Origin of the sequence: Plantibacter sp. lyk4-40-MEA-4 (assembly GCF_030209415.1) — a bacterium.
GTDB classification, from domain to species: Bacteria; Actinomycetota; Actinomycetes; order Actinomycetales; family Microbacteriaceae; genus Plantibacter; species Plantibacter flavus_A.
In genome coordinates this window covers 55,497-77,575 of the sequence record NZ_JARVSA010000009.1, presented here as the reverse complement: position 1 = coordinate 77,575, position 22,079 = coordinate 55,497, and the positions used below count along the sequence as shown (strand labels likewise).

Annotated in this window: 18 protein-coding genes; 9 read left to right on the top strand and 9 right to left on the bottom strand. The window is 69.8% G+C overall.

What is annotated here, in order from left to right; translation table 11 throughout:
- Positions 1 to 85: 85 nt before the first annotated feature.
- From QRN44_RS15190 to QRN44_RS15180, 3 genes are all read right to left on the bottom strand, one after another.
- Positions 86 to 1,420 carry a M50 family metallopeptidase gene (locus tag QRN44_RS15190; RefSeq protein WP_121291794.1) on the bottom strand — a complete coding sequence of 445 codons (1,335 nt, stop codon included), beginning with the start codon at positions 1,418 to 1,420 and terminating at the stop codon, positions 86 to 88.
- 85 nt (positions 1,421 to 1,505) lie between these two features.
- Positions 1,506 to 2,585, bottom strand: a complete 1,080-nt coding sequence (locus QRN44_RS15185) for a 1-deoxy-D-xylulose-5-phosphate reductoisomerase (RefSeq protein ID WP_121291795.1) — start codon at positions 2,583 to 2,585, stop codon at positions 1,506 to 1,508.
- Positions 2,586 to 2,620: 35 nt separating this feature from the next.
- Positions 2,621 to 3,619 carry an FKBP-type peptidyl-prolyl cis-trans isomerase gene (locus QRN44_RS15180; protein WP_175117792.1) on the bottom strand — a complete coding sequence of 333 codons (999 nt, stop codon included), beginning with the start codon at positions 3,617 to 3,619 and terminating at the stop codon, positions 2,621 to 2,623.
- Between the two features lie 146 nt (positions 3,620 to 3,765).
- Here QRN44_RS15180 and QRN44_RS15175 point away from each other — a divergent pair, with 146 nt between their 5' ends.
- Positions 3,766 to 4,578: a lysophospholipid acyltransferase family protein gene (locus tag QRN44_RS15175; protein WP_121291797.1), complete on the top strand. Its 813-nt coding sequence runs from the start codon at positions 3,766 to 3,768 to the stop codon at positions 4,576 to 4,578.
- A 21-nt stretch (positions 4,579 to 4,599) separates the two neighbouring features.
- On the opposite strand, the gene QRN44_RS15170 is transcribed toward QRN44_RS15175, so the two are convergent.
- The gene (locus tag QRN44_RS15170; RefSeq protein ID WP_285039545.1) at positions 4,600 to 5,082 is read right to left on the bottom strand and encodes an OsmC family protein; all 483 of its coding nucleotides are present in this window, start codon (positions 5,080 to 5,082) and stop codon (positions 4,600 to 4,602) included.
- A gap of 82 nt (positions 5,083 to 5,164) precedes the next feature.
- On the opposite strand from QRN44_RS15170, the gene gabT reads away from it, so the two are divergent.
- Both gabT and QRN44_RS15160 read left to right on the top strand, forming a co-directional pair.
- Positions 5,165 to 6,538, top strand: a complete 1,374-nt coding sequence (gene gabT, locus QRN44_RS15165) for a 4-aminobutyrate--2-oxoglutarate transaminase (protein WP_121291798.1) — start codon at positions 5,165 to 5,167, stop codon at positions 6,536 to 6,538.
- On the top strand, positions 6,535 to 7,539 hold the full coding sequence (locus tag QRN44_RS15160) for an asparaginase (RefSeq protein ID WP_121291799.1): 1,005 nt from the start codon (positions 6,535 to 6,537) through the stop codon (positions 7,537 to 7,539). Before gabT ends, QRN44_RS15160 begins: the two co-directional genes overlap by 4 nt.
- Positions 7,540 to 7,570: 31 nt before the next feature.
- Here the strand turns inward: QRN44_RS15160 and QRN44_RS15155 are convergent, their stop codons facing one another.
- Both QRN44_RS15155 and QRN44_RS15150 read right to left on the bottom strand, forming a co-directional pair.
- Positions 7,571 to 10,624, bottom strand: coding sequence for an FtsK/SpoIIIE domain-containing protein (locus QRN44_RS15155; protein WP_285039544.1), 3,054 nt, complete (start codon positions 10,622 to 10,624; stop codon positions 7,571 to 7,573).
- 91 nt (positions 10,625 to 10,715) lie between these two features.
- Positions 10,716 to 11,522, bottom strand: coding sequence for a PP2C family protein-serine/threonine phosphatase (locus tag QRN44_RS15150; RefSeq protein ID WP_285039543.1), 807 nt, complete (start codon positions 11,520 to 11,522; stop codon positions 10,716 to 10,718).
- A 193-nt stretch (positions 11,523 to 11,715) separates the two neighbouring features.
- Here QRN44_RS15150 and QRN44_RS15145 point away from each other — a divergent pair, with 193 nt between their 5' ends.
- The 3 genes from QRN44_RS15145 (at position 11,716) to QRN44_RS15135 (ending at position 15,180) form a co-directional block, all read left to right on the top strand.
- Positions 11,716 to 12,198: an Lrp/AsnC family transcriptional regulator gene (locus QRN44_RS15145; protein WP_064295326.1), complete on the top strand. Its 483-nt coding sequence runs from the start codon at positions 11,716 to 11,718 to the stop codon at positions 12,196 to 12,198.
- Positions 12,199 to 12,274: 76 nt separating this feature from the next.
- Complete coding sequence (locus tag QRN44_RS15140) at positions 12,275 to 14,011, top strand: sensor histidine kinase (protein ID WP_121291802.1); 1,737 nt, start codon at positions 12,275 to 12,277, stop codon at positions 14,009 to 14,011.
- On the top strand, positions 14,008 to 15,180 hold the full coding sequence (locus tag QRN44_RS15135) for a diguanylate cyclase domain-containing protein (RefSeq protein WP_285039542.1): 1,173 nt from the start codon (positions 14,008 to 14,010) through the stop codon (positions 15,178 to 15,180). The genes QRN44_RS15140 and QRN44_RS15135 overlap by 4 nt, the downstream gene beginning before the upstream one ends.
- A gap of 19 nt (positions 15,181 to 15,199) precedes the next feature.
- Here QRN44_RS15135 and QRN44_RS15130 read toward each other — a convergent pair whose 3' ends face one another.
- Positions 15,200 to 15,838, bottom strand: coding sequence for a hypothetical protein (locus QRN44_RS15130; RefSeq protein WP_285039541.1), 639 nt, complete (start codon positions 15,836 to 15,838; stop codon positions 15,200 to 15,202).
- Positions 15,839 to 16,037: 199 nt separating this feature from the next.
- Between QRN44_RS15130 and QRN44_RS15125 the strand changes: the two genes are divergently transcribed.
- A complete protein-coding gene (locus tag QRN44_RS15125; protein WP_175117788.1) occupies positions 16,038 to 17,534 on the top strand; it encodes a glycosyltransferase family 2 protein in 1,497 nt (498 codons plus the stop codon).
- Entirely contained in the window at positions 17,531 to 17,908 is a 378-nt protein-coding gene (locus QRN44_RS15120) for a hypothetical protein (RefSeq protein ID WP_079002750.1), read from the top strand. The genes QRN44_RS15125 and QRN44_RS15120 overlap by 4 nt, the downstream gene beginning before the upstream one ends.
- A 64-nt stretch (positions 17,909 to 17,972) precedes the next feature.
- On the opposite strand, the gene QRN44_RS15115 is transcribed toward QRN44_RS15120, so the two are convergent.
- Complete coding sequence (locus QRN44_RS15115) at positions 17,973 to 18,926, bottom strand: response regulator transcription factor (RefSeq protein ID WP_350310101.1); 954 nt, start codon at positions 18,924 to 18,926, stop codon at positions 17,973 to 17,975.
- Between the two features lie 55 nt (positions 18,927 to 18,981).
- Positions 18,982 to 20,043: a glycoside hydrolase family 6 protein gene (locus QRN44_RS15110; protein ID WP_167620473.1), complete on the bottom strand. Its 1,062-nt coding sequence runs from the start codon at positions 20,041 to 20,043 to the stop codon at positions 18,982 to 18,984.
- A gap of 217 nt (positions 20,044 to 20,260) precedes the next feature.
- Between QRN44_RS15110 and QRN44_RS15105 the strand changes: the two genes are divergently transcribed.
- On the top strand, positions 20,261 to 22,075 hold the full coding sequence (locus QRN44_RS15105) for a BCCT family transporter (protein WP_502928646.1): 1,815 nt from the start codon (positions 20,261 to 20,263) through the stop codon (positions 22,073 to 22,075).
- The last annotated feature ends 4 nt before the right edge of the window (positions 22,076 to 22,079 follow it).

The window sequence follows — 22,079 nt, the reverse complement described above, 5'->3', positions numbered from 1 at the left end:
GCCCGCACGGAGCCTCGCGCCGTACTCCCCGAGGAGTACGACCGTACCGGGATGGGAGGCTCCCGCGGGCCCCGTTGGCGTCGGCCTAGCCGAAGAGGTTGACCGGCTTGACGATGTCGGCGTACACGAGGAGCGCGCTCATGCCGCCGAGGACGATCACCACGCCGAAGGTGAGCGGGATGAGTTTCGCCGCGTCCACCGGCCCAGGATCGCGACGTCGGAAGACCTTTGCGAAGCGGCGACGGATCGCCTCCCAGAGCGCTGCTGCGACGTGCCCGCCGTCGAGGGGTAGCAAGGGGATGAGGTTGAAGACGAAGAGCGCGACGTTGAGCGACCCGAGGATGCCGAACACGGTCGCCGCCTTCGACGCGACGGGGATCTCGTCGAGGCTGACCACCTCGCCGACGACCCGTCCGACGCCCACGACGCTCATCGGCCCGTTGGGGTCGCGCTCACCGGATCCGAATGCTGCCTGCCCGACGTCGATGAGTCGCTGGGGCAGGTTCAGGATGATGTTGGCGGTCCGGGCGATCGTGTCGCCGACGGTCGGCAGGATCGTGGTGACGGGCTGCGCCACCATCTGCTGCTGCGGGGTGATGCCGACGAAACCGACCTCGTGGGTCTTCGCCGAGCCGTCGGCGTTCGTCTCGATCTTGCCGGTCTTGGCGTCGACGACGTCCCGTTCGAGCAGCAACGGCGTCAGGGTGAGGTCGAGTCGCTGCTCACCGCGGGCGACCTCGAGGGCCAACGGCTTGCCCGGCGAATCCTGAACGGCCGCGGAGATCTCGGCGAAGGTGGAGATCGGCGTGCCGTCGATCGAGAGGATCGTGTCACCCGGCTTCAGCCCTGCGGCGGCCGCCGGACCCTGCGGATCCCCCGCTGCACAGCTCTGACGGTCACTCGTGGACGGCAACACGCACTCGTACACCGAGGTCAGCGTGCTGCTCTGCTGGGGGACGCCGAACCCCGACACGGCGACACCGATGAACAGGACGGCGAGGACGAGGTTCATGAACGGGCCGCCGAGCATGACGACGATCCGTTTCCAGACGGGCAGCCGGTAGAAGGTGCGCTCCTCGTCGCCGGCGCCGATCGTGTCGGCACTCGCCTCACGCGCGTCCTGGACCAGCGTGTCGAAGAAGCCGGTGCTGGCGTTCCGGGCGGCACCGCCGGGCTGCTTGGGCGGGAACATGCCGATCATCGAGATGTAGCCGCCGAGCGGGATCATCTTGACGCCGTACTCGGTCTCCCCCTTGCGACGCGACCAGATGGTGCGACCGAAGCCGATCATGTACTGGGTGACCCGCACGCCGAACAGCTTCGCGGGCACGAGGTGACCGACCTCGTGCAGCCCGATGGACACGATGAGGCCCACGAGCACGATCACGATGCCGAGGAGGTAGAGGAGGACGGATTCCACGGCGTAACCCTACTCGCGCGGTCGGGTCACCGGCTGCACGCCGGCTGTACGGCCGCTCGGAAGCTTCCGACGATGAACGGGCAGGTCAGCCGATGCGCTGCTGCGCGCGAGCCCTCGCCCAGCGCTCCGCCTCGGCGAGCGCCTCCCGGGTGAGCTCGCCTTCGGGCGCCTCGTGGTCGTCCACGACCGCGCGGACGGTGTCGAGGATGCCCAGGTATCCCAGCCGACCCGCGTGGAAGGCCGCAACGGCCTCCTCGTTCGCGGCGTTGAACACGGCCGGATAGGTGCGCCCCTGTCCGCCCACGAGTTTGGCCAGTCGCACGGCCGGGAAGGCCTCGTGATCGAGGGGCTCGAACGTCCACTGCTGGGGCGAGGTCCAATCGAGCGGGACGCCGACGCCTCCGACCCGGTTGGGCCAGTCGAGCCCGAGGGAGATGGGGAGCCGCATGTCTGGCGGCGACGCCTGGGCGATGGTGGAACCGTCGATGAACTCGACCATCGAGTGGACGATCGACTGCGGGTGGACCGTCACCTCGATGCGGTCGTACGGGACGTCGAACAGCAGGTGCGCCTCGATCACCTCGAGCCCCTTGTTGACGAGGGTCGCCGAGTTCGTCGTGACGACGAGACCCATGTCCCAGGTGGGGTGGGCGAGCGCCTCAGCCGGCGTGACGCCGACGAGCGATGCGCGGTCCCGTCCGCGGAACGGTCCTCCCGAGGCGGTCAGGACGAGCCGCCGCACCTCGGTCGCGGTGCCGGAACGGAGGGCCTGGGCGATCGCGGAATGCTCGGAGTCGACTGGCACGATCTGGCCGGGTGCCGCGATCCGCCGCACGAGGTCGCCACCGACGATGAGCGACTCCTTGTTCGCGAGCGCGAGCGTCCGGCCCGTCTCGAGCGCCGCGAGGGTCGGGCCGAGCCCGATGGAGCCCGTGATGCCGTTCAGCACCACATCGGCGTCGACACTGCGGATGAGCCGCTCGGCGTCGGCCGCGCCCAGGGCCGTGTCGTCGACGTGGAAGGCGGCGGCCTGCTCGGCGAGCAACTCGGCGTTCGAGCCGGCCGTCAGGCCGACGATCTCGAAGCGGTCGCGGTCACCCCGGATGACGTCGAGTGCCTGCGTGCCGATCGAGCCGGTTGATCCGAGGATGATGACGCGTCTCACGGCGGTCAGTCTACGTCGGCGACCGAGTCGGCCGCTCAGCCCGCGGCGGGAGCCGTGGTGCTGCTCGCATCGAGGATGTCGATGACGAACACGATGGTGTCGTCGGCCTCGATACCCGCCTGGCTGTTGCCGCCACTCGGTCCGTACCCGAGGTCGGGCGGGATGACGGCGATGACCTGCGAACCGATGTGCTGGCCGGCGATGGCGCTCGAGAAGCCCTTCACCACGGCGGACAGCTGGAAGTTGGTCGGCCCGTTGCCCCAGCTCTCGTCGAAGACCTCGCCGGTCCGCCAGTTCACACCCTGGTAGTTGATGATGACCTCGGCGTCGGGCTGCACCACCGCGCCGTCGCCCTGCTTGAGCACCGCGACCTGGAGATCGGCCGGAGCGGGCTCCTCGGGGATGGTGACCGTGGGTCGTCCGGCGGTGTCGAGCTCGACCGCAGGCATCCCGGCGACGGGCTCCTGCGGGACGCCGTCCGCCTTGGCGTCGCTGTGCACCGTGCTGAGGACGTCGGCCACGACGACGAGCGGCTGGTCGGCCTGGACCGTGCCGTCGCTCGACCCCGCGGATCCGAACCCGTCGCCCGCCGTGACGAAGGCCGCGACGCGGGATCCGACCGTCGTGCACTCGACGGCTCGCACGAGGCCCTTCAGGTACTTCTGATCATTGACGACGATCGCCGTGGCCGGGCTGGCGCCGTAGGCGGTCTGCGCGACGATCGACCCGGTCACGGCGTTGTAGATGGACATCTCGACGAACGTCGTGTCGCCGGGATCGACCCGCTCGCCGTCGCCCTTCGCCACGATCGTGCGTTCTGTGGTGTCCGCGGAGAGCGTGCCCTTGGCGAAGGTGACCTCGGGGATCGAGCCGAAGTCACCGCTCACGTTGATCGCCTTGGACGCCTTGCCTGCGCTCGTGTCGGCGCACTCCCCCGGGCTGGCCAGCGCCTGCGACTGCGACGTCGCCGAACTGCACGCGGTCAGCGACACGAGGGACGCGATGACGGCCAGAAGGCAGAGGCTCTTGCGCACAGGGGAACTTTCGGTCGTTGCTGAGGGGTCGGTCCAGTCTCACCCACCAGGCTCCATGCTGGCTGACAGCGCGCCGAACATCCTCGGTGCACCGGCGCGCGTCAGTATGCCGGGTCGCGCATGCGTCGGCGGGTACAGTCGTGCGCATGGCCGATGAGGAGCAGACGCAGCGACGCGCCCAGGAACCTTCCGACCAGGCCACCGTCGAGCCGACGACGGACGACACGGTGGCCACGCCCTCGAAACCCGGTGTCGTCTACTACTTCGGACGAGCCGTCCTGAACACGACGGCGAAGCTGCTCTACCGCCCGAAGATCATCGGCCGGAAGAACGTCCCGAAGCGTGGGCCGGTCATCCTGGCGAGCAACCACCTCTCGTTCATCGACAGCATCGCGATCCCCATCAGCGCCCCACGCCGGGTGCAGTTCCTGGCGAAGTCCGACTACTTCACCGGACGCGGCCTGAAGGGCTGGGTCTCGCGCACGTTCTTCACCTCGATCGGCGCTGTCGGGGTCGAACGTGGTGTCGGGCAGGCAGCGCAGGAAGCCCTCGACCAGGGACGCCGGATCCTCGAGAGCGGGGAGGCCTTCGCCATCTACCCCGAGGGCACCCGGTCGCTCGACGGACGGTTGTACCGCGGCAGGACCGGTGTCGCCTGGCTGGCACTCACCACGGGTGCGAGGGTCGTCCCGGTCGGCCTCATCGGCACCGACGACCTCATGCCGGTGGGCACGACGATCCCGAAGTTCAAACCGGTCACGGTGATCTTCGGTGAACCCATCGACGTGAGCCACCATGGACCTGCGACCTCAGGACGCGCCAGACGCAAGGCGACGGACGAGATCATGGCGGCGATCCACGCCCTCACCGGCCAGGAGCTCGCGAACGCCTACAACGAGTCGCCGCCCGCCGACACCGTCGAGCGCATCAAGCGCGCCTTGCGCCCCGAGCGCCTCTGAGCCGCGGCGTCGGTCCACTCCTCAGGTGGTCGTCGCGACCACGATCGTCGGCTCATGACGGACCGGGAAGTTCACCGAATTGGCGATGAAGCACAGCTCGCTCGCGCGGGCGTGCCCGGCTCGCGCCGCCTCGACCATCGATGCATCGGCGACCGTGACCTGCGGACGCAGGACCACCTCCGTGAACGCACCGCTCCCCGCGCCGTCCTCGACCATGGTCCCGACGGCGTCGTCCGTGTAGGCCGTCACCACGACACCGAGGGTCACGGCGACGTGCAGGTAGGACAGCAGATGGCACTGCGCGAGGGCCGCCAGGAGCAGCTCCTCAGGGTTCCACCGACCCGGGTCGCCGCGGAACGGTTTGTCGGCCGAGCCCTCGAGGTCGTGCTTCCCGGCGGCCGTCACCGTGAGCTCCCGGGAGTAGTCCCGGTACCCGCTCGTGCCCGTCCCGAGGTCCCCGTCCCAGCGGACGCCGATGGTGTAGTCGTGGTGGCCCGTGATCATGCCACCAGTATCCCACTGGCCTCTCCACCGCGGCCCGCGTTCGCGGCCCCGCTGTCGGGAGGTCGCGCTACGCTGGAGGACTATGACTGACACGCTCGACACCACGGACCAGACGACCGCCTCCGCCCCCAGCGTGACGCAGGAGCGTCGCATCGTGACGGCCGTCCCGGGCCCGCGCTCACAGGCGCTGCACGCCCGCCGGACCGCAGTCGTGTCCGATGGCGTGTCGAGTGTCCTCCCGGTGTACATCGAGCGCGCGCACGGCGCCATCGTCGTCGACGTCGACGGCAACCAGTTCATCGACCTCGGTGCCGGCATCGGCGTCACCACCATCGGCCACACGGAGTCCTCCGTGGTCGGCGCCGTCCAGGACCAGGCGGCCGACGTCCTGCACACCCTGTTCACGATCACCCCCTACGAGGAGTACGTGCGCGTCGCGGAGCTCCTCGCCGAGCACACTCCGGGCGACTTCGCGAAGAAGTCGGTGCTCGTGAACTCGGGCGCCGAGGCGGTCGAGAACGGCGTGAAGATCGCCCGCAAGTACACCGGTCGGCGGGCTGTCGCGGTGCTCGACCACGGCTACCACGGTCGCACCAACCTGACCATGGCGATGAACTACAAGGCCGCCCCGTACGCGACCGGCTACGGCCCGTTCGCCGGCGACGTCTACCACGCCCCCAACTCCTACCCCTACCACGACGGCCTGTCCGGAGCGGCGGCTGCTGCCCGCACCATCGCCTACCTCGAGAAGCGCATCGGCGCCACCGACCTCGCGTGCCTCGTGGTCGAGCCGATCCAGGGCGAGGGCGGCTTCGTCGTCCCCGCGGAGGGCTACCTCCCCGCGCTCCAGGAGTGGTGCACGGCCAACGGCGTCGTGTTCATCGCCGACGAGATCCAGAGCGGCATGGCGCGCACCGGCGAGTACTTCGCGAGCTCGCACTTCGGCCTCGTCCCCGACCTCGTGCTGAGCGCGAAGGGCATCGCCGGCGGTCTGCCGCTCGCGGCGGTCACGGGGCGTGCCGAGATCATGGACGCGAGCCAGCCCGGCGGCCTCGGCGGCACCTTCGGTGGCAACCCCGTCGCGTGTGCCGCGTCGGTCGCGGTCTTCGAGTCGATCGAGTCCCGTGGCCTGCTGGCCGAAGCGGATCGCATCGGCGCCACCCTGACGGCGGCGCTGCTCGAACTCCAGGGCAAGTACGACATCATCGGCGACGTCCGCGGCATCGGTGCGATGATCGCGATGGAACTCGTCCAGCCGGGTACCGCCTCGACGACGAAGGAGCCCAACCCGGCCGCCGTCAGCGCCATCGCCGCAGCCGCCGCGCAGCAGGGCGTGCTCGTCCTCACCGCCGGCACCTACGGCAACGTCCTCCGCTTCCTCCCGAGCCTCGCGGTCTCCGACGAGCTCATCGCCGACGCGATGACGGTCATCGATCAGGCGCTCGCAGCACTGTGAGCACGGCGGTCCCCCAGACCTTCGGTGTCTCGGACGCGGTGGAGTTGGCCGTCGTCGAGCGCAGCGGCTTCATCGAGTCACGACACGCCGGGTCGGCGATCGTCCTCGGGCCGGACGGCGAAGTGCTCGCGAGTCTCGGAGCACCGGACGCACCGGTCTTCCCCCGTTCGTGCCTCAAGCCCTTCCAGGCCATCACGATCATGAACGCCGGGGTGTCCCTCGAGGGCGCTCAGGCCGTGCTCGCCACCGCGAGCCATGCGGGGACCCGGAAGCACGTCCAGGTCGTCCGCAGCATGCTCGGCCGGGCCCGGATCGAAGACTCGGCGTTGCAGTGCCCGGCCGATTGGCCCGGTGATCGCGTATCCCGCGACGAGCTGGTCCGGGACGGCCTCGGCACGAGCCCCCTGTACATGAACTGCTCCGGGAAGCACGCGGCTATGCTGCTCGCCTGCGCGCAGAACGGGTGGGACCAGGCGACGTACCTCGAGCCCGACCACCCGTTGCAGCTCGCCGTCCGCGACACCGTCGAGCGCTTCACCGGCGAGAAGCCCGCCGCCAGCGGGGTCGACGGCTGCGGGGCGCCGGTCTACGCGATCTCCCTGACCGGACTCGCACGCGGCATCGGACGCGTCGTCAACTCCTCCCCCACCTCGCCGTTCGCCCTGTACCGGAATGCCGGCCTGCTCACGGCGGCGGTGCTCGCCAACGGCTGGGCACTCGACGGACCAGGGCGGGCGAACACGCTCGTCATCGAGCGCCTCGGCCTGTTCGCGAAGCTCGGGGCGGAAGGCGTGATGGTCATGTCGGCACCCGGCGGCGCGACCGTCGCGCTGAAGGTCCTCGACGGCTCGCTCCGGGCCTCGACGATCGTCGCCCTCCGGCTGCTCGTCTCGGTCGGAGCGCTCGATGCGGCCGCCGTCGACGCCCTCGAACCGGAACTCGACCTGGCCATCCACGGTGGAGCCGCCGTCGTCGGGCGGATCGCCGTCACCGCGGTCTGACCACCCGGCCGACAGCCTCAGTGCCTTCGGGTCAGGAACCGAGCAGGTCCACACGCATCGCCTCCTGTCCGGCTCGCCACCACCAGGCACGGCCGCTCGCGTAGCCGAGGAGCGGTGGGAGTTCACGGCTCCTGGTCACCTGTCGGAAGTCGGCGGCGGAGCAGCCGTGGACCACCAGGTCGGCACCGGCGGTGCTCGGCGGAAGGTCTCGCCCGACGACCAACCGGCCCGACAGCCACGTCTCGGGGTCGACGAGGACGACGATCGCGGCGTCGTCCTCCAGGACGTCGCTCTCGATGCCCGCGACGCCCGCGAGCGGTGCGGACGGGAACAGGTGCGCCGCCGGTTCGATGAGCCGCACGCGTTGCTCCGTACCGGTCGAGCGCTGCAGCATCGCCCGGACCGCTCCGGTCGCGCGCGTGACGATGACGGTCGCGCGTGCCGGGCTCGGCCGCCAGCGGTGGACCCCGGGCGCCGAGGACGGAGACGCCGAAGACGGTGGAGCGAGCGCGATCTGCACTTCCGTGTCCTGCCAGTGCGCGCGGCCGGCGGGTCGGCGTGGATCGAAGCAGGAGGCGGGTGCGCCGGCGACGAGATGATCCTGCCGATCGGCGAGGCGGAGGACGAGCGTGCTGCGCAGCTGAGCCGAGAACCGGTGGACCACACCGCCGAGCCGGGAGGCGGCGAGGACGACGCTGATCCCGCGGCGGCCGCCGTCTCGAAGCAGGCCCAGCAGTGCGTCGCGGAGGGCGGCGCCGTGCTCGTCCCCGGCGGTGGCGAGGAGCGACTCCACGTCGTCGACGAGGAGGAGGGTGCGCTCGGTCGGGCGGAGCGGATCCGACAGCGCCATGACGGTGTCCCAGGCCTGCTCGGCATCCTGGCCGACGCGCTCCACGCGGAAGCGATCGCGCGCGCCGACCTCGAGCGTGTCCAGCAGGGTCGTTCGACCGGAACGTCCGGTGCCGAGCACCAGCAGCGAGCCGTCGTGCTCCGGACACCACACCGCGGGGCGTTGCGCCTGCTCCTCGGGGAGGTCCGCGAGGCCGAACACGATGCCCTCCCCGGGAGGACAGTCGACACCGGTGCTCTCCGAGCCTCCGGCACGTCCCGCCTCGATCGCCGAGACGGCACCCAAGGCCAGGCGTGCCGGCAGGGGGTCGAGCCATGGTCGCCGAGGTGCAGGCGCGTCGCGCCACCGCTCACGCACCGCGAGGACGTCGTCGGACGACGTGACCGCGGATTGGAACACGAGTCGTCGGTCGCCGTTCCAGACGATGCAGCGGCCCGGTGTTCCGGCCGGGATCGCAGCTGCATCGGGCACACCGAGGATCGCGGCGCTGTCGGGGCGCGAGGTGACCCGGAGCGAGAGACGGAGCGTGCAGTTCGCGAGGATGGCATCGGCGGCGACCGCCGCCGGACGCTGACTGCAGAGGATCAGGTGCAGGCCGAGCGATCTCCCGCGGGCCGCGAGGTCTGCGAACACCTGATGGAGGTGCGGGCTGGCGTCGAGCAGCGCCTGGAACTCGTCGACGACGACGACGAGCCGTGCCGGGCGATGCTCCGGCAGAAGCACGGGGTCGAGCAGGTGCCGCGCCCCGTGTCCGGCGAGCACACGCTCGCGGTGGCGGAGCTCGGCACGCAGACTCGACACGACCCGGTCCGCCGCTCCCGGTTCGAGGTCGGTCACCATCCCGACCACGTGCGGCAGGGCTTCCACCGCTTGGAAGGAGGCGCCGCCCTTGCAGTCGACGAGGAGCAGGGAGAGCTCCTGCGGCGAGCACTGCGCGGCGAGAGCCGTGATCCAGGTGATGAGCAGCTCGCTCTTCCCGCTCCCGGTCGTGCCGCCGACCAGCGCATGGGGCCCGTCCGCCCCGAGGTCCAGCAGCTGCACGCCCTCGACGCCGGTGCCGACGGCGACCCGGAGCGCATCCGGCCGCCAGTCGGATCCCGCCGGCGGGCGACGGCCCCGCACCGGATGCACCTGCGCGAAGGCGACGTCGGTCGGCAGACTCGAGAGGGCCGGGGACTCCCCCGTCGTGAGTGCGGCTGCGGTGAGCGCCCCGACGACGTGCTCCGCCTCGGCTTCCGCGAGCAGGGTCGGCGACACCGACACGGACGAGGAGGCGCCGGTCCCGTCGGCGAGGACGGTCTGCCCGTCGGCGCCGAGCACGAGCAGGTGTCGGCAGCGGGTGGGGATGAGCTCGACGGTGTCGGACAGGGCGACGAGCACACCGCCGGTCGGTGGGCGTCCTCCCGAGCGCCCCGCGGTGGCCCCGACCGCTTCCCAACGCTCGACGACCGAGACGAGGGTCGTCGGGTCCGCCGCACCCCCGTCGCGCACCGGCTCCACCGGGTCCGAGACCGCGCGGTGCGGGAGGTCCTCCAGGAATGCCCACGTGCGGTCGTCGGGAGCCGCGGGGTCCCCGGAGAACTGCGCTGCCTGCGGCGGGAACTGTCGGGCGAGCTGCAGGAGGACGCTGCGTGCCACCGCGCGCGCGAACACCTTGCCACCGACGATGCCGATCCCCTCGACCGCGTCGACCACGACCGGCGCCTCGGACAGCCGTGCCGCCCACGCCCACCGGTCGTCGTCGGCCCCGGCATCCACCCGGACGGCACTCTTCGTCTCCCCTCGCCCGATGCAGACGAGCGTGCGGCGGGCCTCCGGCACCCGCCACCTGGCGCGATCAGGTCCGTCGAGGACGTCGAGGAGCCGACCGGCAGGGTGGAGTGCTCGCAGTTCCTCGCGTTCCTCGGCATGCGCTCGCGCGACGTCCTGTTCCAGCTCCTGCGTCGCAGCGTCGTACGCCGCACGCGCCCGTCGTCCGCGCCGCCGTCTGGTCCAGCGTGCGTCGATGTAGCCGGCGACGGCGATGAGGGGCCCGAGCGCGGCGAAGACGAGGGTCACGGGTGAGCCGGTGATCGCGAACAGGGCGACCGACCCGACGACCGGGGCGAGACTTGCGAGGATCGGGAGCGACCCGGTGGGCGGCTCTGCCGGCGGGCTGGGGGCACGGAGGCGGGCCGACGTCGTCGCGGGCCGGTGCGAGTTGGTCGCGGAGGGCGTCACGTCCGAAGGGCTCATGGCTCCAGTGGAGCACCCAGCGGCCCTGACCGGCTGACGGGACGGTCCGACCGGGCGCGAAGCCCGCGCGAGCAGCGGCTGTGGAGCGGGCTCAGGAGGAGGGCTGCTCGACGCTCTCGTCCACGGCCTCGTCGACCGCCGCGATATCGAGCACGATGACCGAGACGTTGTCGCGTCCGCCGTTGTCGAGGGCGGCACGTAGGAGGAGTTCGGCCGCGTCGACCGGCGTGGCCCCCTCCGTCAGGAAGTACCAGATCCCGTGGTCGGTGAGTTCCTTCGTGAGCCCGTCCGAGCAGACGAGCCATCGGGCACCGGTCTCGATCGGGAAGAGCTCGACGTCAGGTACGGGGTCGTCCGACGGACCGACGGCCCGGGTGATCATGTTGCTGTTCGGGTGGAACTCCGCCTCCTCCGGGCTGATCGCCCCTGCGCGGATCAGCTCCTGGACGATCGAGTGGTCCTCGGTGACCTGGACCAGCTCGCCCTCCTGCAGGCGGTACACCCGGGAGTCGCCGATGTTGAAGACCGCGACGCGACCCTCGCCCTCGTCCGCCGTCAACACGACACCGGTGACGGTCGTACCCATGCCGAGTTCGCCCTCCTCCGCGGTGTCGATCATGTCCGCGACGGCCATGCGCAGCGCGTCGACGAGGCCGTCGACGGTGAGGATCTCGGCTCCCTCGGTGGCCTTGGTCAGGCGGTGCGCGACCGCCGCACTCGCGACCTCGCCGGCGGAGTGCCCACCCATGCCGTCGGCCACGGCGAACACGGGAGGGAGCGCCACGAAGGCGTCCTCGTTCAATTCGCGCCGCTTGCCGACATCGGTCATGCCGGCCCACGCGAGTGAGACTCGACGCCCGCCGGGCAGCGTGACGGTCCGTTGCCCGTGCTCGGTCACGTCTGCTCCTCTAATACGGCTGGCGGTGGCTGATGCACCCTCGACGATAGTACGGTACCGGCCGACCGCAGGACCGCCCCACCCGGCTCGGCGGATTCCGTCCGGGGATCGGCGACGACGGATCCGGACGCCGGGATCGGTCGGCCCTGCGGATCCGCTTGCCGCGACCCGTCTGCGCTGTCATGATCGACGCATGACACGAGCGAGCTCCGATGCACCGGCGAAGGCGGCGCCGCCCGACGACACGTCGAAGGCGATCATCGAGCAGCTCCAGACCGACGGACGTCGCTCCTACGCCGAGATCGGGAAGGCCGTCGGGCTCAGTGAGGCCGCCGTACGGCAACGGGTGCAGAAACTCACGGAGTCCGGCGTCATCCAGATCGTCGCGGTGACCGACCCGATGCAGCTGGGCTTCACCCGGCAGGCGATGATCGGTGTCCGTGTGACCGGTGACACGCGAGTGGTCGCGGACCGCCTGTCCGCGTTGTCCGCCGTCGACTACGTCGTCCTGACCGCCGGCTCCTTCGATCTGCTGGTCGAAGTGGTCTGCGAGGACGACGAGGAACTGATCGCGCTGCTCAACGACGAGATCCGCACCGTCGACGGCGTCTCCGGAACCGAGACCTTCGTCTATCTGCGCCTGCACAAGCAGCTCTACGACTGGGGCACCCGCTAGGGGGATTCTCCCGCGCCAGCGCAAGCCGTCCCTCGTATCACGCTCCGCCACCCCCCGACAGAGGTACGCTCGACCCATGCCCGCGAAGCCGACCGGAGAACGGACTCCCCCGTCCGGCCCGTCGACGTCGGGTGACACCGCCTCGGCACCGGGTCGCTCGGACACCGGCCCCACGAGAACGGGCCCGCACGCGGTCGAGGTCCCCCGACGCGTCGGCCGGATGACCGGCTACAGTGCCTTCCCACAGCTGCTCTTCGGCCTCGCGGTCGTCGCGATCCTGTTCGCCACGCTCCTGTTCCAAGGCGTCGACGAGAACTCGGTCCTGTTCTACGTCGGCGTGATCCTGGCGTTCATCGCCACGGCACTCGCACCGATCGTGCCCTGGCACCAGGCACCGCGCCTGCTCATCGTGCTTCCCATCCTCGACATCATCGCCATCGCACTCATCCGGCAGGGCGAGCCACTGATCGGTGCGGGCCTCCTCTGGGTCTTCCCGACCATCTGGATGGCGACGGCCTTCGGCCTCGCCGGCGCCGTCACCGCCATCGTGCTCGTGTGCACGTCGAGCTGGTCCACCCTGGCGATGACACCGGGGCAGATCACGATCGCCAACCTGCCGGCGCTCGTCATCCTGCCGACGGTCCTCGCGTTCGTCGCCGTCTCCACCGCGATGACGGCGAAGCGGACGGAGGCGCAGCGCGTGCTGCTGAACAAGCAGGCCGGCCAGCTCGAGACCGCCCTGGGTCGCGCGCAAGACCAGGAGAGCCGCCTCGCGGAGATCCTGAACGCCGTGAACTTCGGCGTCGTCCGCTTCGACCGCATCGGAGCCAGAGCGATGGTGAACCGGTTCCAGACGCGGCTGCAGGACGAGGTCGGCGAGCTGTCCGACGTCAATCCTGCACTCCCGGTGTGGGCCGAGGACGGACTGACCCTCCTCCAGCCGCAGGACAAGCCGTACATCCGCGCACGTCGTGGTGAGGAGTTCGAGAACCTCACGGTGTGGCTCGGCGCCCCCGGCACCGAGCGGATCGCCCTCGCCCTCACCTCCCGCCGCCTCTACGACCACGAAGGCGGATACGACGGCACGGTGCTCGTCTCGCGCAACGTCACGAGCGAGATCAACGCGATCCGCGCCAGGGACGACCTGGTCGCCTCCGTCTCGCACGAACTCCGGACGCCGCTGACGTCCATCCTCGGCTACCTCGACCTCGCCCTCGACGACCCCGGGCTCCCCCCGCGGGTCGCGAAGCAGCTCACGATCGCCCAGACGAACGGCGATCGACTCCTCGAACTCATCGCGGACATCCTCGCCGCCTCGCGCGACGTGAACCGGACCATGGTGCTCGAACGCTCCGAGTGCGAGCTCCGGGAGATCGTCGACCGGTCGGTCGAGTCGTTGGCGCACCTGGCCGCCGAACGGAGCATCAGCATCGTGCGCCACGACGAGGAGACCGTGCCGCTCTTCGCCGACCCGTTCCGCCTCCGGCAGGTCGTCGACAATCTGCTCTCGAACGGCATCAAGTACAACCGCGACGGCGGGGAGCTGAGCGTCGGCGTCACCGCGGAGGGCGACACCGCCTGGGTCATCGTGCGCGACACCGGCATCGGCATCTCCGAGGAGGATCAGCCGAAGCTCTTCGAGCGGTTCTTCCGCTCCGACCTCGTCCGCAACTCCACGGTGCACGGCAGCGGTCTCGGCCTCGCGATCAGTCGGGACATCGTCCGCTTGCACGGCGGCGACCTCACCGTCCACAGCGTGCTCGGTGAGGGCACGACCGCGGTGGTCCGTATTCCGAGAGGCGGCACCGAATGACCTTCGACAGCGAGACCGTCGCGGTGATCAACGCGCTCGTGATCTTCGTCTGCGGCGCCACGTTCATCGTCAACACCTTCATGCGGAAGGACGACGCGAGCGGGCGGGTGTGGTCCGTGTCCTACATGGCCGGGATGTTCACCAGCTTCTCCTACGTCGTCAGCGCGCTCAGCCAGGAGGCCTGGTGGGCGACCGCCGCCGGGAACGGTGGCTATGTGCTGAGCATCGCCGCCCTGTGGTCCGGCGCACGGCTCTTCAACGGCAAATCGAGTCTGCTCTGGGTCTCGCTCGTCGGAACGGCGGTCACGATCGTCGCCGCGCTCGCTGCCGGGCCCTCGGGAGGCCCCTGGGCGGGCGCGCCTGCGACGTTCCTGTGCATCGCCCTGTTCGCGGGCCTCGGCACCGCGGAGACGCTCGTCGGCGCGATGCGGGACAACCCGACCACCCGTGGCTTCACCATCGTGCTCGGCATCGCGTCCCTGTTCTTCGCAGCCCGGCTGATCACACTCCTCGTGGAGGGGCCGGACGGTGCGTTGTTCACGACGCTCTTCGGGACCGTGGCCGCCTCGCTGCTGCTGATCGCGCTCCTGATCGTCGCGACCGTGGTGCTCTCCGTACTGCGTGCGGAGCGGGCCGCGCCGGCGAGCCGACGGCACGGGAGCATCGTCGCGTACACGGGTGACGACGTCCTCCTCCAGGAGTCCTTCGTCCGCATCGTCGAGGACTGGCTGGAGCGGGCCAACTTCCACGACGAGCAGCTCGCGATCCTCCACGTCCGACTCGACGACCTCGATGAGATGACGACGGCGTTCGGAGCGGCGTTCAGCAGTGAGGTCGCCGAGGGGTTCATCTCCTCGGTCCGTCGATACGGTCCGACGCTCTCCGACATCGGCGAGGACGGCGCCGGGTGTCTCCTGATCGCGACCCCCGCGGTGGATGCCGACGTCGCGCTCCAGGCGGCCAAGAGCATCCAGGACGGTCTGCTCGACCACCCCGTCGAGACCACACCGCGCCTGCGCCCGACGGCGAGCATCGGGATCGCGTTGACCGACTACCTCGGATACGACGTCGCCGTCCTCACGCGCGCCGCCGGCGACGCCAGCCTGCGTGCCGCGGCAGCCGGCGGGAACCGCGCGGTCCTCGCCTCATCGTCGCCGACGGGCCGCTGACGGCTCCGCGGGACTTCGGTCAGCCGCGCGGGGCGATCGCGATCGTGAGGGTGTCCACCGCAGTCTGCTTCGCATACTCGGCGGACGTCGGCGTCGCCTGCACCAGCAGCTCGTAGGTGATCGTCAAGGTGACGCCGGTCGCCGCGCTGTCCACCTCGGGCAGGACGAACGTCTGGCTGTAGCTGTACGGCGCCTTGATGAGATATCCCGGCGCCACCGTCGACTGGTCGGTGAACGGCGCAGGCGACTCCAGCTGCCCCTTCGGCCCGTGGACCGTCGTGGTCAGCGTCACACGCGACAGGTAGAGCGCCTGGAGGTCGTCGGGGTTGAGCACGCCGCTGAGCGAGAAGCTCACGGGCTTGTTGACGTCGGCGGTCCACGCGTCCATCGACAGGGTGGACCAGTAGTCGACCGTGAGGGTCGCCGCTCCGGCGGTCAGCGTGTGCTTGGCGCTGCCGCTCGCGAGCTCGTTCGTGATGGCGCTGACCGTGGGCCTCGGCGTCTTCGAGGCGCTCGGCGAGGTCGTGGGCTGCGCACCCGGTTCCTCCCAGGGCGGCGTACCGCACGCGCTCAGACCGAGGACGAGCACGGCGGCGGTCGCAGCCTGGAGCACGTGCTGCACGCGCCGGTTCCGGGCCGGGCTGGGGTGGATCGACATGAGACTCCTGACGGGTTTCGGAGGGATGATCGAGTGGTCCTCGCGGGTCCGCATGACCCACGAACTGGGGCCAGGGCGAATCTTGAGGAAATCCTGAGGCGACGCTATCGCATTCACGCGCGAAAGCCGCGCCGAACGCGGCAGAGTTGCAACTGCAGCGCGACCCGCTGCACTCGACCCTCTCGGAACAGGACCCCTGATGTCAGATCTCGAAGCGCGACCGGACAACGCTCGGCCCAACGTCCAGCAGCCTGACCCTCGGTACATTCAGACGCAGCCGCTTCTCGCACCCGAACTTGAAGCGTATGCCAACGAGTTCATCGACTCGGTCAACTCGCTCCCCGAGTACCGCGCGACCATCGGGTGCATCATCCCCGCCTACAACGAGGAGGAGTCGCTGCCGGCCGTGCTCGCGTCCCTCCTCGAGCAGACGCGGATGCCCGATGTGATCCACGTGGTCATCAACAACACCACGGACCGGTCGGTCGACGTCGCCGCGCCCTACGCCGGCCCGCACTCCCGCGTCGACGAGGACGGCTACGAGCAGTTCACCGAGGTGTTCATCCACGACATCGGGAAGAACCCCGACAAGAAGGTGGGCGCGCTCAACTACGGCTTCACGCTCGTCGAGGGCTACGACTACCTGCTCGGCGTCGACGGTGACACGGTCGCCGACCCGACCGCGATCGAGTCGCTCGAAGCCGAGATCGTCTCGGACAGTCGCATCGGCGGCATCTCCGCGATCTTCTCGATCGACGACGAGCCGTTCAAGAAGCAGATCGTCCCGGCGTTCCTCATCGCCGGCCAGCGCACGCAGTTCGCCGCGTTCAACATGCAGAACATGCTCCGGGGCCGCAACATGGCCGTGCTCGGCGGACAGTACTCGATCTTCTCCGTCCAGGCGCTGCGCGACGCCATGGAGCAGAACCACCAGTCCACCCCGTGGGTCAAGGACTCCGAGGTGGAGGACTCGCTCCTGTCGCTGCAGATCAAGAGCGCGGGCTACCTCACGAAGATCAGCGCCCGCGCCCGTGCCGACGTCGGTGGCATGACCACCGTCCGCTCGCTCGACGCCCAGCAGGTCAAGTGGAACTACGGCGCGATCGAGCTCATGTGGCCCGGCCAGCGCGGCGACACCAAGGGACAGCCGTTCCACCCGAACCTCCGACTGCGGTGGCTCGAGAACGCGGAGATGCTCCTCAACATGGTCACGCGCATCCTCTTCGTCGTGCTGCTCGCCGGCTCGCTGTCGATCCACGCCTTCGTGTTCAGCCCGGTGTGGCTCATCCCACCGCTGATCGCGATCCTCCTCAACCTGCGTATCGCGCTCTCGATGAAGAAGCGGAACGTGCGCGACATCCTCTTCGCGGTCCTCGTCTTCCCGGCCGAGTTCTACATGTGGATCCGCATGGGGCACTTCATCCGAGCCTGGTCGAAGTTCGCGTCGAACAAGAAGGTCGACAACTGGGCCGAGCAGGCGAAGGCCGAGCGAGGCTCGGGCAACGCGCACCTCGCGCCGCTCCTGTTCGTCCTCGCCGCCATCATCGCCATCGTCGCCGCCTGGACCCAGCTCTCCCCCGTCGTCCAGTCCACGATCCTCTGGGCGGGCTGGCCGGTCCTCGGCGTCATCACCGTGCTCCAGACGCTCAGCATGTTCGGCAAGCTCATCCGTCGTCAGCGCGGCTACCGGGTGTGACCTCCCCCGACCCGGGCACGGTCGACGCCGACGAACTGCGCAGGTTGCTCCGAGAACTCTCGGGCGACCTGCGCAGTCGTCGTCGCTTCGTCCAGACCTACGTCGAGATGTGGCCCGTCCGTCTGGCGCGTCTGCGAGCGGCTCTCGACGCCGACGACGCCGACGAGGCCAAGGTCGTGCTCCTGAGCATCCGCTCCTCCAGCGTCATGCTCGGCGTGATCGGGGTGTCCGGACTCGCGAGTGCCGGGCTCCGGGCGATCGAGCTGGGGCAGTTCGAACGCGCGCGCGAGATCCACGGCGCCCTCGACGAGGTCGGCCGTCGGAGCTGCGACCGGCTGCTCGAACTCGACGCGGCGGACGCGGCGGAATCCTGAGCTCCGGCCACCCGGCGTCGTTCGTCGCCGGTGAGCCTGCGTCGCGGTCGGGACCGCGGCGTTCTCAGTCGTCGGAGGTCATGCGGTAGCCGACGCCGCGCACCGTCTCGATGAACCGCGGCGCGACCGTGCTGTCCGCGAGCTTCCGTCGCAGGTTGGCGAGATGCACCTCGATCGCACGCTTGTCGGCTTCGCTGACGTAGTAGGCCGTGATGTAACTCTCGCCACGGAGCATGAGCGCGAGATCAGCCTTGCTGCGCACCCGACGACGGGACTCCATGAGTGCCTGCAACAGGTCGAACTCGCTCCGGGTGAGGTCCACTTCGGTGCCGTCGACCTCGACGATGCGGGTCGCCGAGCTGAGCTTCAGACCGCGGTGGACGAGCCACCCCTCGCCGTCGTCAGGCGCCGCGGCGGCCGGTTGCATGATGATCGGGACGACCGACTGACCGACGGGCGCGACATGACGCGCGACGTTCTCGTGCACGATCGTGGGGTCGGGCGACGACATCTGCTGCTGCAGCGGCGGCGTGGCGACCTGGGCCGGCGCGGCCGGAGCGGCTGCAGCCGGCGCCACCGCGGTCGGAGCCGGTTGTGCCGGTGCCACAGCGGCGACGGCCGGAGCATCCCCGTTCGCGCGAGGCCGACGGAGCATCGCCTCGATGCGGGCACGGAGCTCGCGCGGACGGAACGGCTTCGTCATGTAGTCGTCGGCGCCGGAGTCGAGGCCCTGCAGGGTGTCGATCTCGTCGCCGCGCGCGGTGAGCATGACGATGTAGGTGGAACTGATGGCGCGGATGCGCTTGGCAGCCTCGAACCCGTCGATACCCGGCATGCTGACGTCGAGGGTCGTGACGAGGGGGTTGTGCGTCCGGACCGCCTCCACTCCGTCGAGACCGTTCGCTGCGGACACCGTCTCGAAGCCGGCCTGCTCCAGGACGGTCTCGAGCAGTTGGCGGATGTCCGCGTCGTCTTCGATGACGACCGCGGTACGACGTTCGCTCAGCTCTTCGGTCACGATGCCCCTACCCGTTCCACCCGTCAGCGACGTGCCGGATGTGGCCGGTCCCGACTCACCACGCGCTGAATCCCTTGGCCAGTTGCACGGCCTGCTCCGGCCACCATACCCCAGCAAGGGGGCCACCGTTGCACGCTCCGTCGCTCTCTCCGGGGGCTTTCACCCAGAGGTTCGCGTCGAGGTGTTCGGCCTGCGCGGTGAGGGGCTGTTGTCCCACCGTCCGGCCTGACGGATTGCACCACTCGCCGTTCGAGCCGCTGCCGTTCCGAGAGGTGTCGATCACGTAATGGGCGCCGTCGAGGAGGCCGCTCAGCTCCTCCGCATAGGCGATCTCGTCCTCGGTCGTGTTGTAGTTGGAGACGTTGGTGGCGAAGCCGGTGGCGTCGGCGACACCGGCTTCCCGGAGGAGCTCGGCCATCTCGGCGGGCGGACGCCAGTCGGAGTGCCCGCCGTCAAGGTACACGGGGACGGATGCGTCCGCGAACTGCTCGGTCGCGGCTTCCAGTTGCCGCATCCGCGCGGTGCGGTCACCGCAGTCCGGTGCGAGCGCGACGGCATCCGGTTCGAGGATGACGGCGACGCGGTGATCCGCGACGGCGGCGACGATCTCGGCGACCCAGTCCTGGTACTCGTCACTCGACAGCCCACCTGCGGACTGGTTGCCGCAATCCCGCTCCGGGATGCCGTAGACCGTGAAGACCGGCATGGAGCCGGAGCGCTCGGCGGACCGGACGATCTCGGAGACGGTGTCCCGGACGGTTCCCATCGGGTAGCGCTCCGGCACGAGCCAGATCGCGGTCGGCTCCGCCGCGAGCCGCTCCGCCGCTGCGAGCTGTTGGGCGACATCGGTCGGGTCGCCGTTCGAACCACCGCTCGTCCCGGCCGTGGCGGACGTCGTCGGTTCCTCGGTCGCGGCCGCCGGATCGGCCGCGGCGGCGCGAGCGGCCAGCGAGGACGGATCGACGTACAACTGCGCTCCGTCGAACGGGCCAGCGGCGGCGTTCGGAACACGGCTCACGAGCGACACCGCGAGCGCACCGCCGGCGAGGAGGACGGCGACGACGCCGAGGGCGACGGCCGTCCGGGCACGTCGTCGGTCGCGGGGTGTTCTCGGCACGGATCCTCCTGCATGGTCATCCGCAATTGTGCCCGACATTCCCGCGGTACGGTGTCGATTCCCGCGAATCCGTGCCCCGAGTGGGGGACGGATTCGCTCAGTGGCCGCATGGACGGCCCCACGACGCGCCGAGCTCCGCGAGCGACCCTCCCACTGGGACTGCACACCAGGGCTCCCACCGCAACGTTGTCCGGATCGCCGCTGCTCCCTACCCTTGATGATCGGGGCGACGCAAGGTCGCCCGCCCGGCCCGAGGAGCGCACACGTGAGCACGAAGACCATCCCCACCTCCGACGCGGCGGCCGGTGACGCCCCCGCGAAGGTCATCCCCTGGGTGCTCGGGCCCTCCCTCGTCGTCATCCTCGGTGTCGCGCTGTTCTCGATCCTGCTCCCGGAGCAGGCGGAGTCCGTCTTCAACGCGATCCAGTCCGGCATCATCGGTGGCCTCGGGTGGTACTACGTCCTCCTCGTCGCGGCCTTCGTCATCGTGGCGATCGTCTTCGCCGTGTCGAAGTTCGGCGACATCAAGCTCGGCAAGGACGACGACGAACCGGAGTTCTCACTCCTGTCCTGGTTCTCCATGCTCTTCGCCGCCGGCATGGGCATCGGGCTCGTCTTCTACGGTGTCGGTGAACCGTTGACACACTTCCTCGAGCCGCGTCCCGGCGTCACGGGGTCCGAGCAGTCCCTCGCCCAGCAGGCGATGAGTCAGACGTACCTGCACTGGGGCCTGCACGCTTGGTCGATCTATGCGGTCGTCGGCGTGGCCCTGGCCTACGCCGTGCACCGGAAGGGACGACCGATGTCGATCCGCTGGGCGATCGAACCGCTCCTCGGCAAGCGCGTGCAGGGCGGCTGGGGCAACGCGATCGACACCATCGCCGTCATCGGCACCGTCTTCGGCGTCGCGACCTCACTCGGGCTCGGTGTGCTGCAGATCTCCGCAGGACTCGGCTACACGGGCATCGCCGAGCCGAACATCCTCACCCAGGTCATCCTCATCCTCGTGATCACCGGGGTCACGATCTTCTCCCTCGTGTCCGGTGTGCACAAGGGCATGAAGTGGCTCTCGAACACCAACCTCATCCTCGCCGGGCTCCTCCTGTTCTTCGTCCTGTTCGCCGGCCCGACGCTGTTCCTCCTGCGCGAATGGGTGCAGTCGATGGGCGCCTACCTCCAGAACGTGGTCGGACTCACCTTCAACGTCTCCGCGTACCAGGGTGCTGCGGGCGAGGCCTGGCAGTCCTCGTGGACGACCTTCTACTGGGGATGGTGGATGTCGTGGGCGCCCTTCGTCGGCGTCTTCATCGCCCGCATCTCGAAGGGGCGCACCGTGCGGCAGTTCGTGCTCGGCGTCCTGCTCGTCCCGACCCTCGTCACCTTCCTCTGGTTCGCCGTGCTCGGTGGCACCGCCATCATGCAGTCGCTCGAGGGTCGTGACTTCAGCGGCGCCGACGGCCCGGTGGATCTCAACACCGCCCTGTTCAACATGCTCGCAGGCCTCCCCGGCGGATCGATCGCGACCGTCGGTGCTCTGCTGCTCATCCTCCTGTTCTTCGTGACCTCGGCCGACTCGGGATCGCTCGTGATGGGCATGCTCACCACCGGCGGGACAGAGCCGCGGAACCGGGTCCGGATCGCCTGGGCGCTCGTGACGAGCCTCCTGGCCATCTCGCTGCTCATCGCGGGCGGGCTCGCGTCGATGCAGACGGCGGCCATCATCACGGCGCTGCCGTTCAGCGTCGTGATCATCCTCATGTGCGTCTCCTCGTTCAAGGCCTTCGGCATCGAGGTGCGACGGGAGCAGCGGGCGAAACGTCGCCTGTTCGCCGCAGAGCTCACCGAGAGCGTCTCAGCGGACGTGAGCGAACAGCTGTCGGATCAGGTCTCCGAACAGGTCACGGAGCACTTCGGGACGATGACCGCCCAACTCGACCTCCGGCAGCTCGCCTCCCCGGACGCCCCGGGAACATCGGCCGCGTCCCCGGGCCCGCAGCAGCATGACCCGAAGCAGCGCCGCTCGAAGGACTGACCGG

Excerpts from the sequence above, each read along its gene's own strand:
- QRN44_RS15175 (WP_121291797.1), top strand. The coding sequence starts at position 3,766 with ATGGCCGATGAGGAGCAGACGCAGCGACGCGCCCAGGAACCTTCCGAC.
- QRN44_RS15170 (WP_285039545.1), bottom strand. The coding sequence starts at position 5,082 with ATGATCACGGGCCACCACGACTACACCATCGGCGTCCGCTGGGACGGG.
- gabT (WP_121291798.1), top strand. The coding sequence starts at position 5,165 with ATGACTGACACGCTCGACACCACGGACCAGACGACCGCCTCCGCCCCC.
- QRN44_RS15155 (WP_285039544.1), bottom strand. The coding sequence starts at position 10,624 with ATGAGCCCTTCGGACGTGACGCCCTCCGCGACCAACTCGCACCGGCCC.
- QRN44_RS15145 (WP_064295326.1), top strand. The coding sequence starts at position 11,716 with ATGACACGAGCGAGCTCCGATGCACCGGCGAAGGCGGCGCCGCCCGAC.
- QRN44_RS15140 (WP_121291802.1), top strand. The coding sequence starts at position 12,275 with ATGCCCGCGAAGCCGACCGGAGAACGGACTCCCCCGTCCGGCCCGTCG.
- QRN44_RS15135 (WP_285039542.1), top strand. The coding sequence starts at position 14,008 with ATGACCTTCGACAGCGAGACCGTCGCGGTGATCAACGCGCTCGTGATC.
- QRN44_RS15130 (WP_285039541.1), bottom strand. The coding sequence starts at position 15,838 with ATGTCGATCCACCCCAGCCCGGCCCGGAACCGGCGCGTGCAGCACGTG.
- QRN44_RS15125 (WP_175117788.1), top strand. The coding sequence starts at position 16,038 with ATGTCAGATCTCGAAGCGCGACCGGACAACGCTCGGCCCAACGTCCAG.
- QRN44_RS15105 (WP_502928646.1), top strand. The coding sequence starts at position 20,261 with ATGATCGGGGCGACGCAAGGTCGCCCGCCCGGCCCGAGGAGCGCACAC.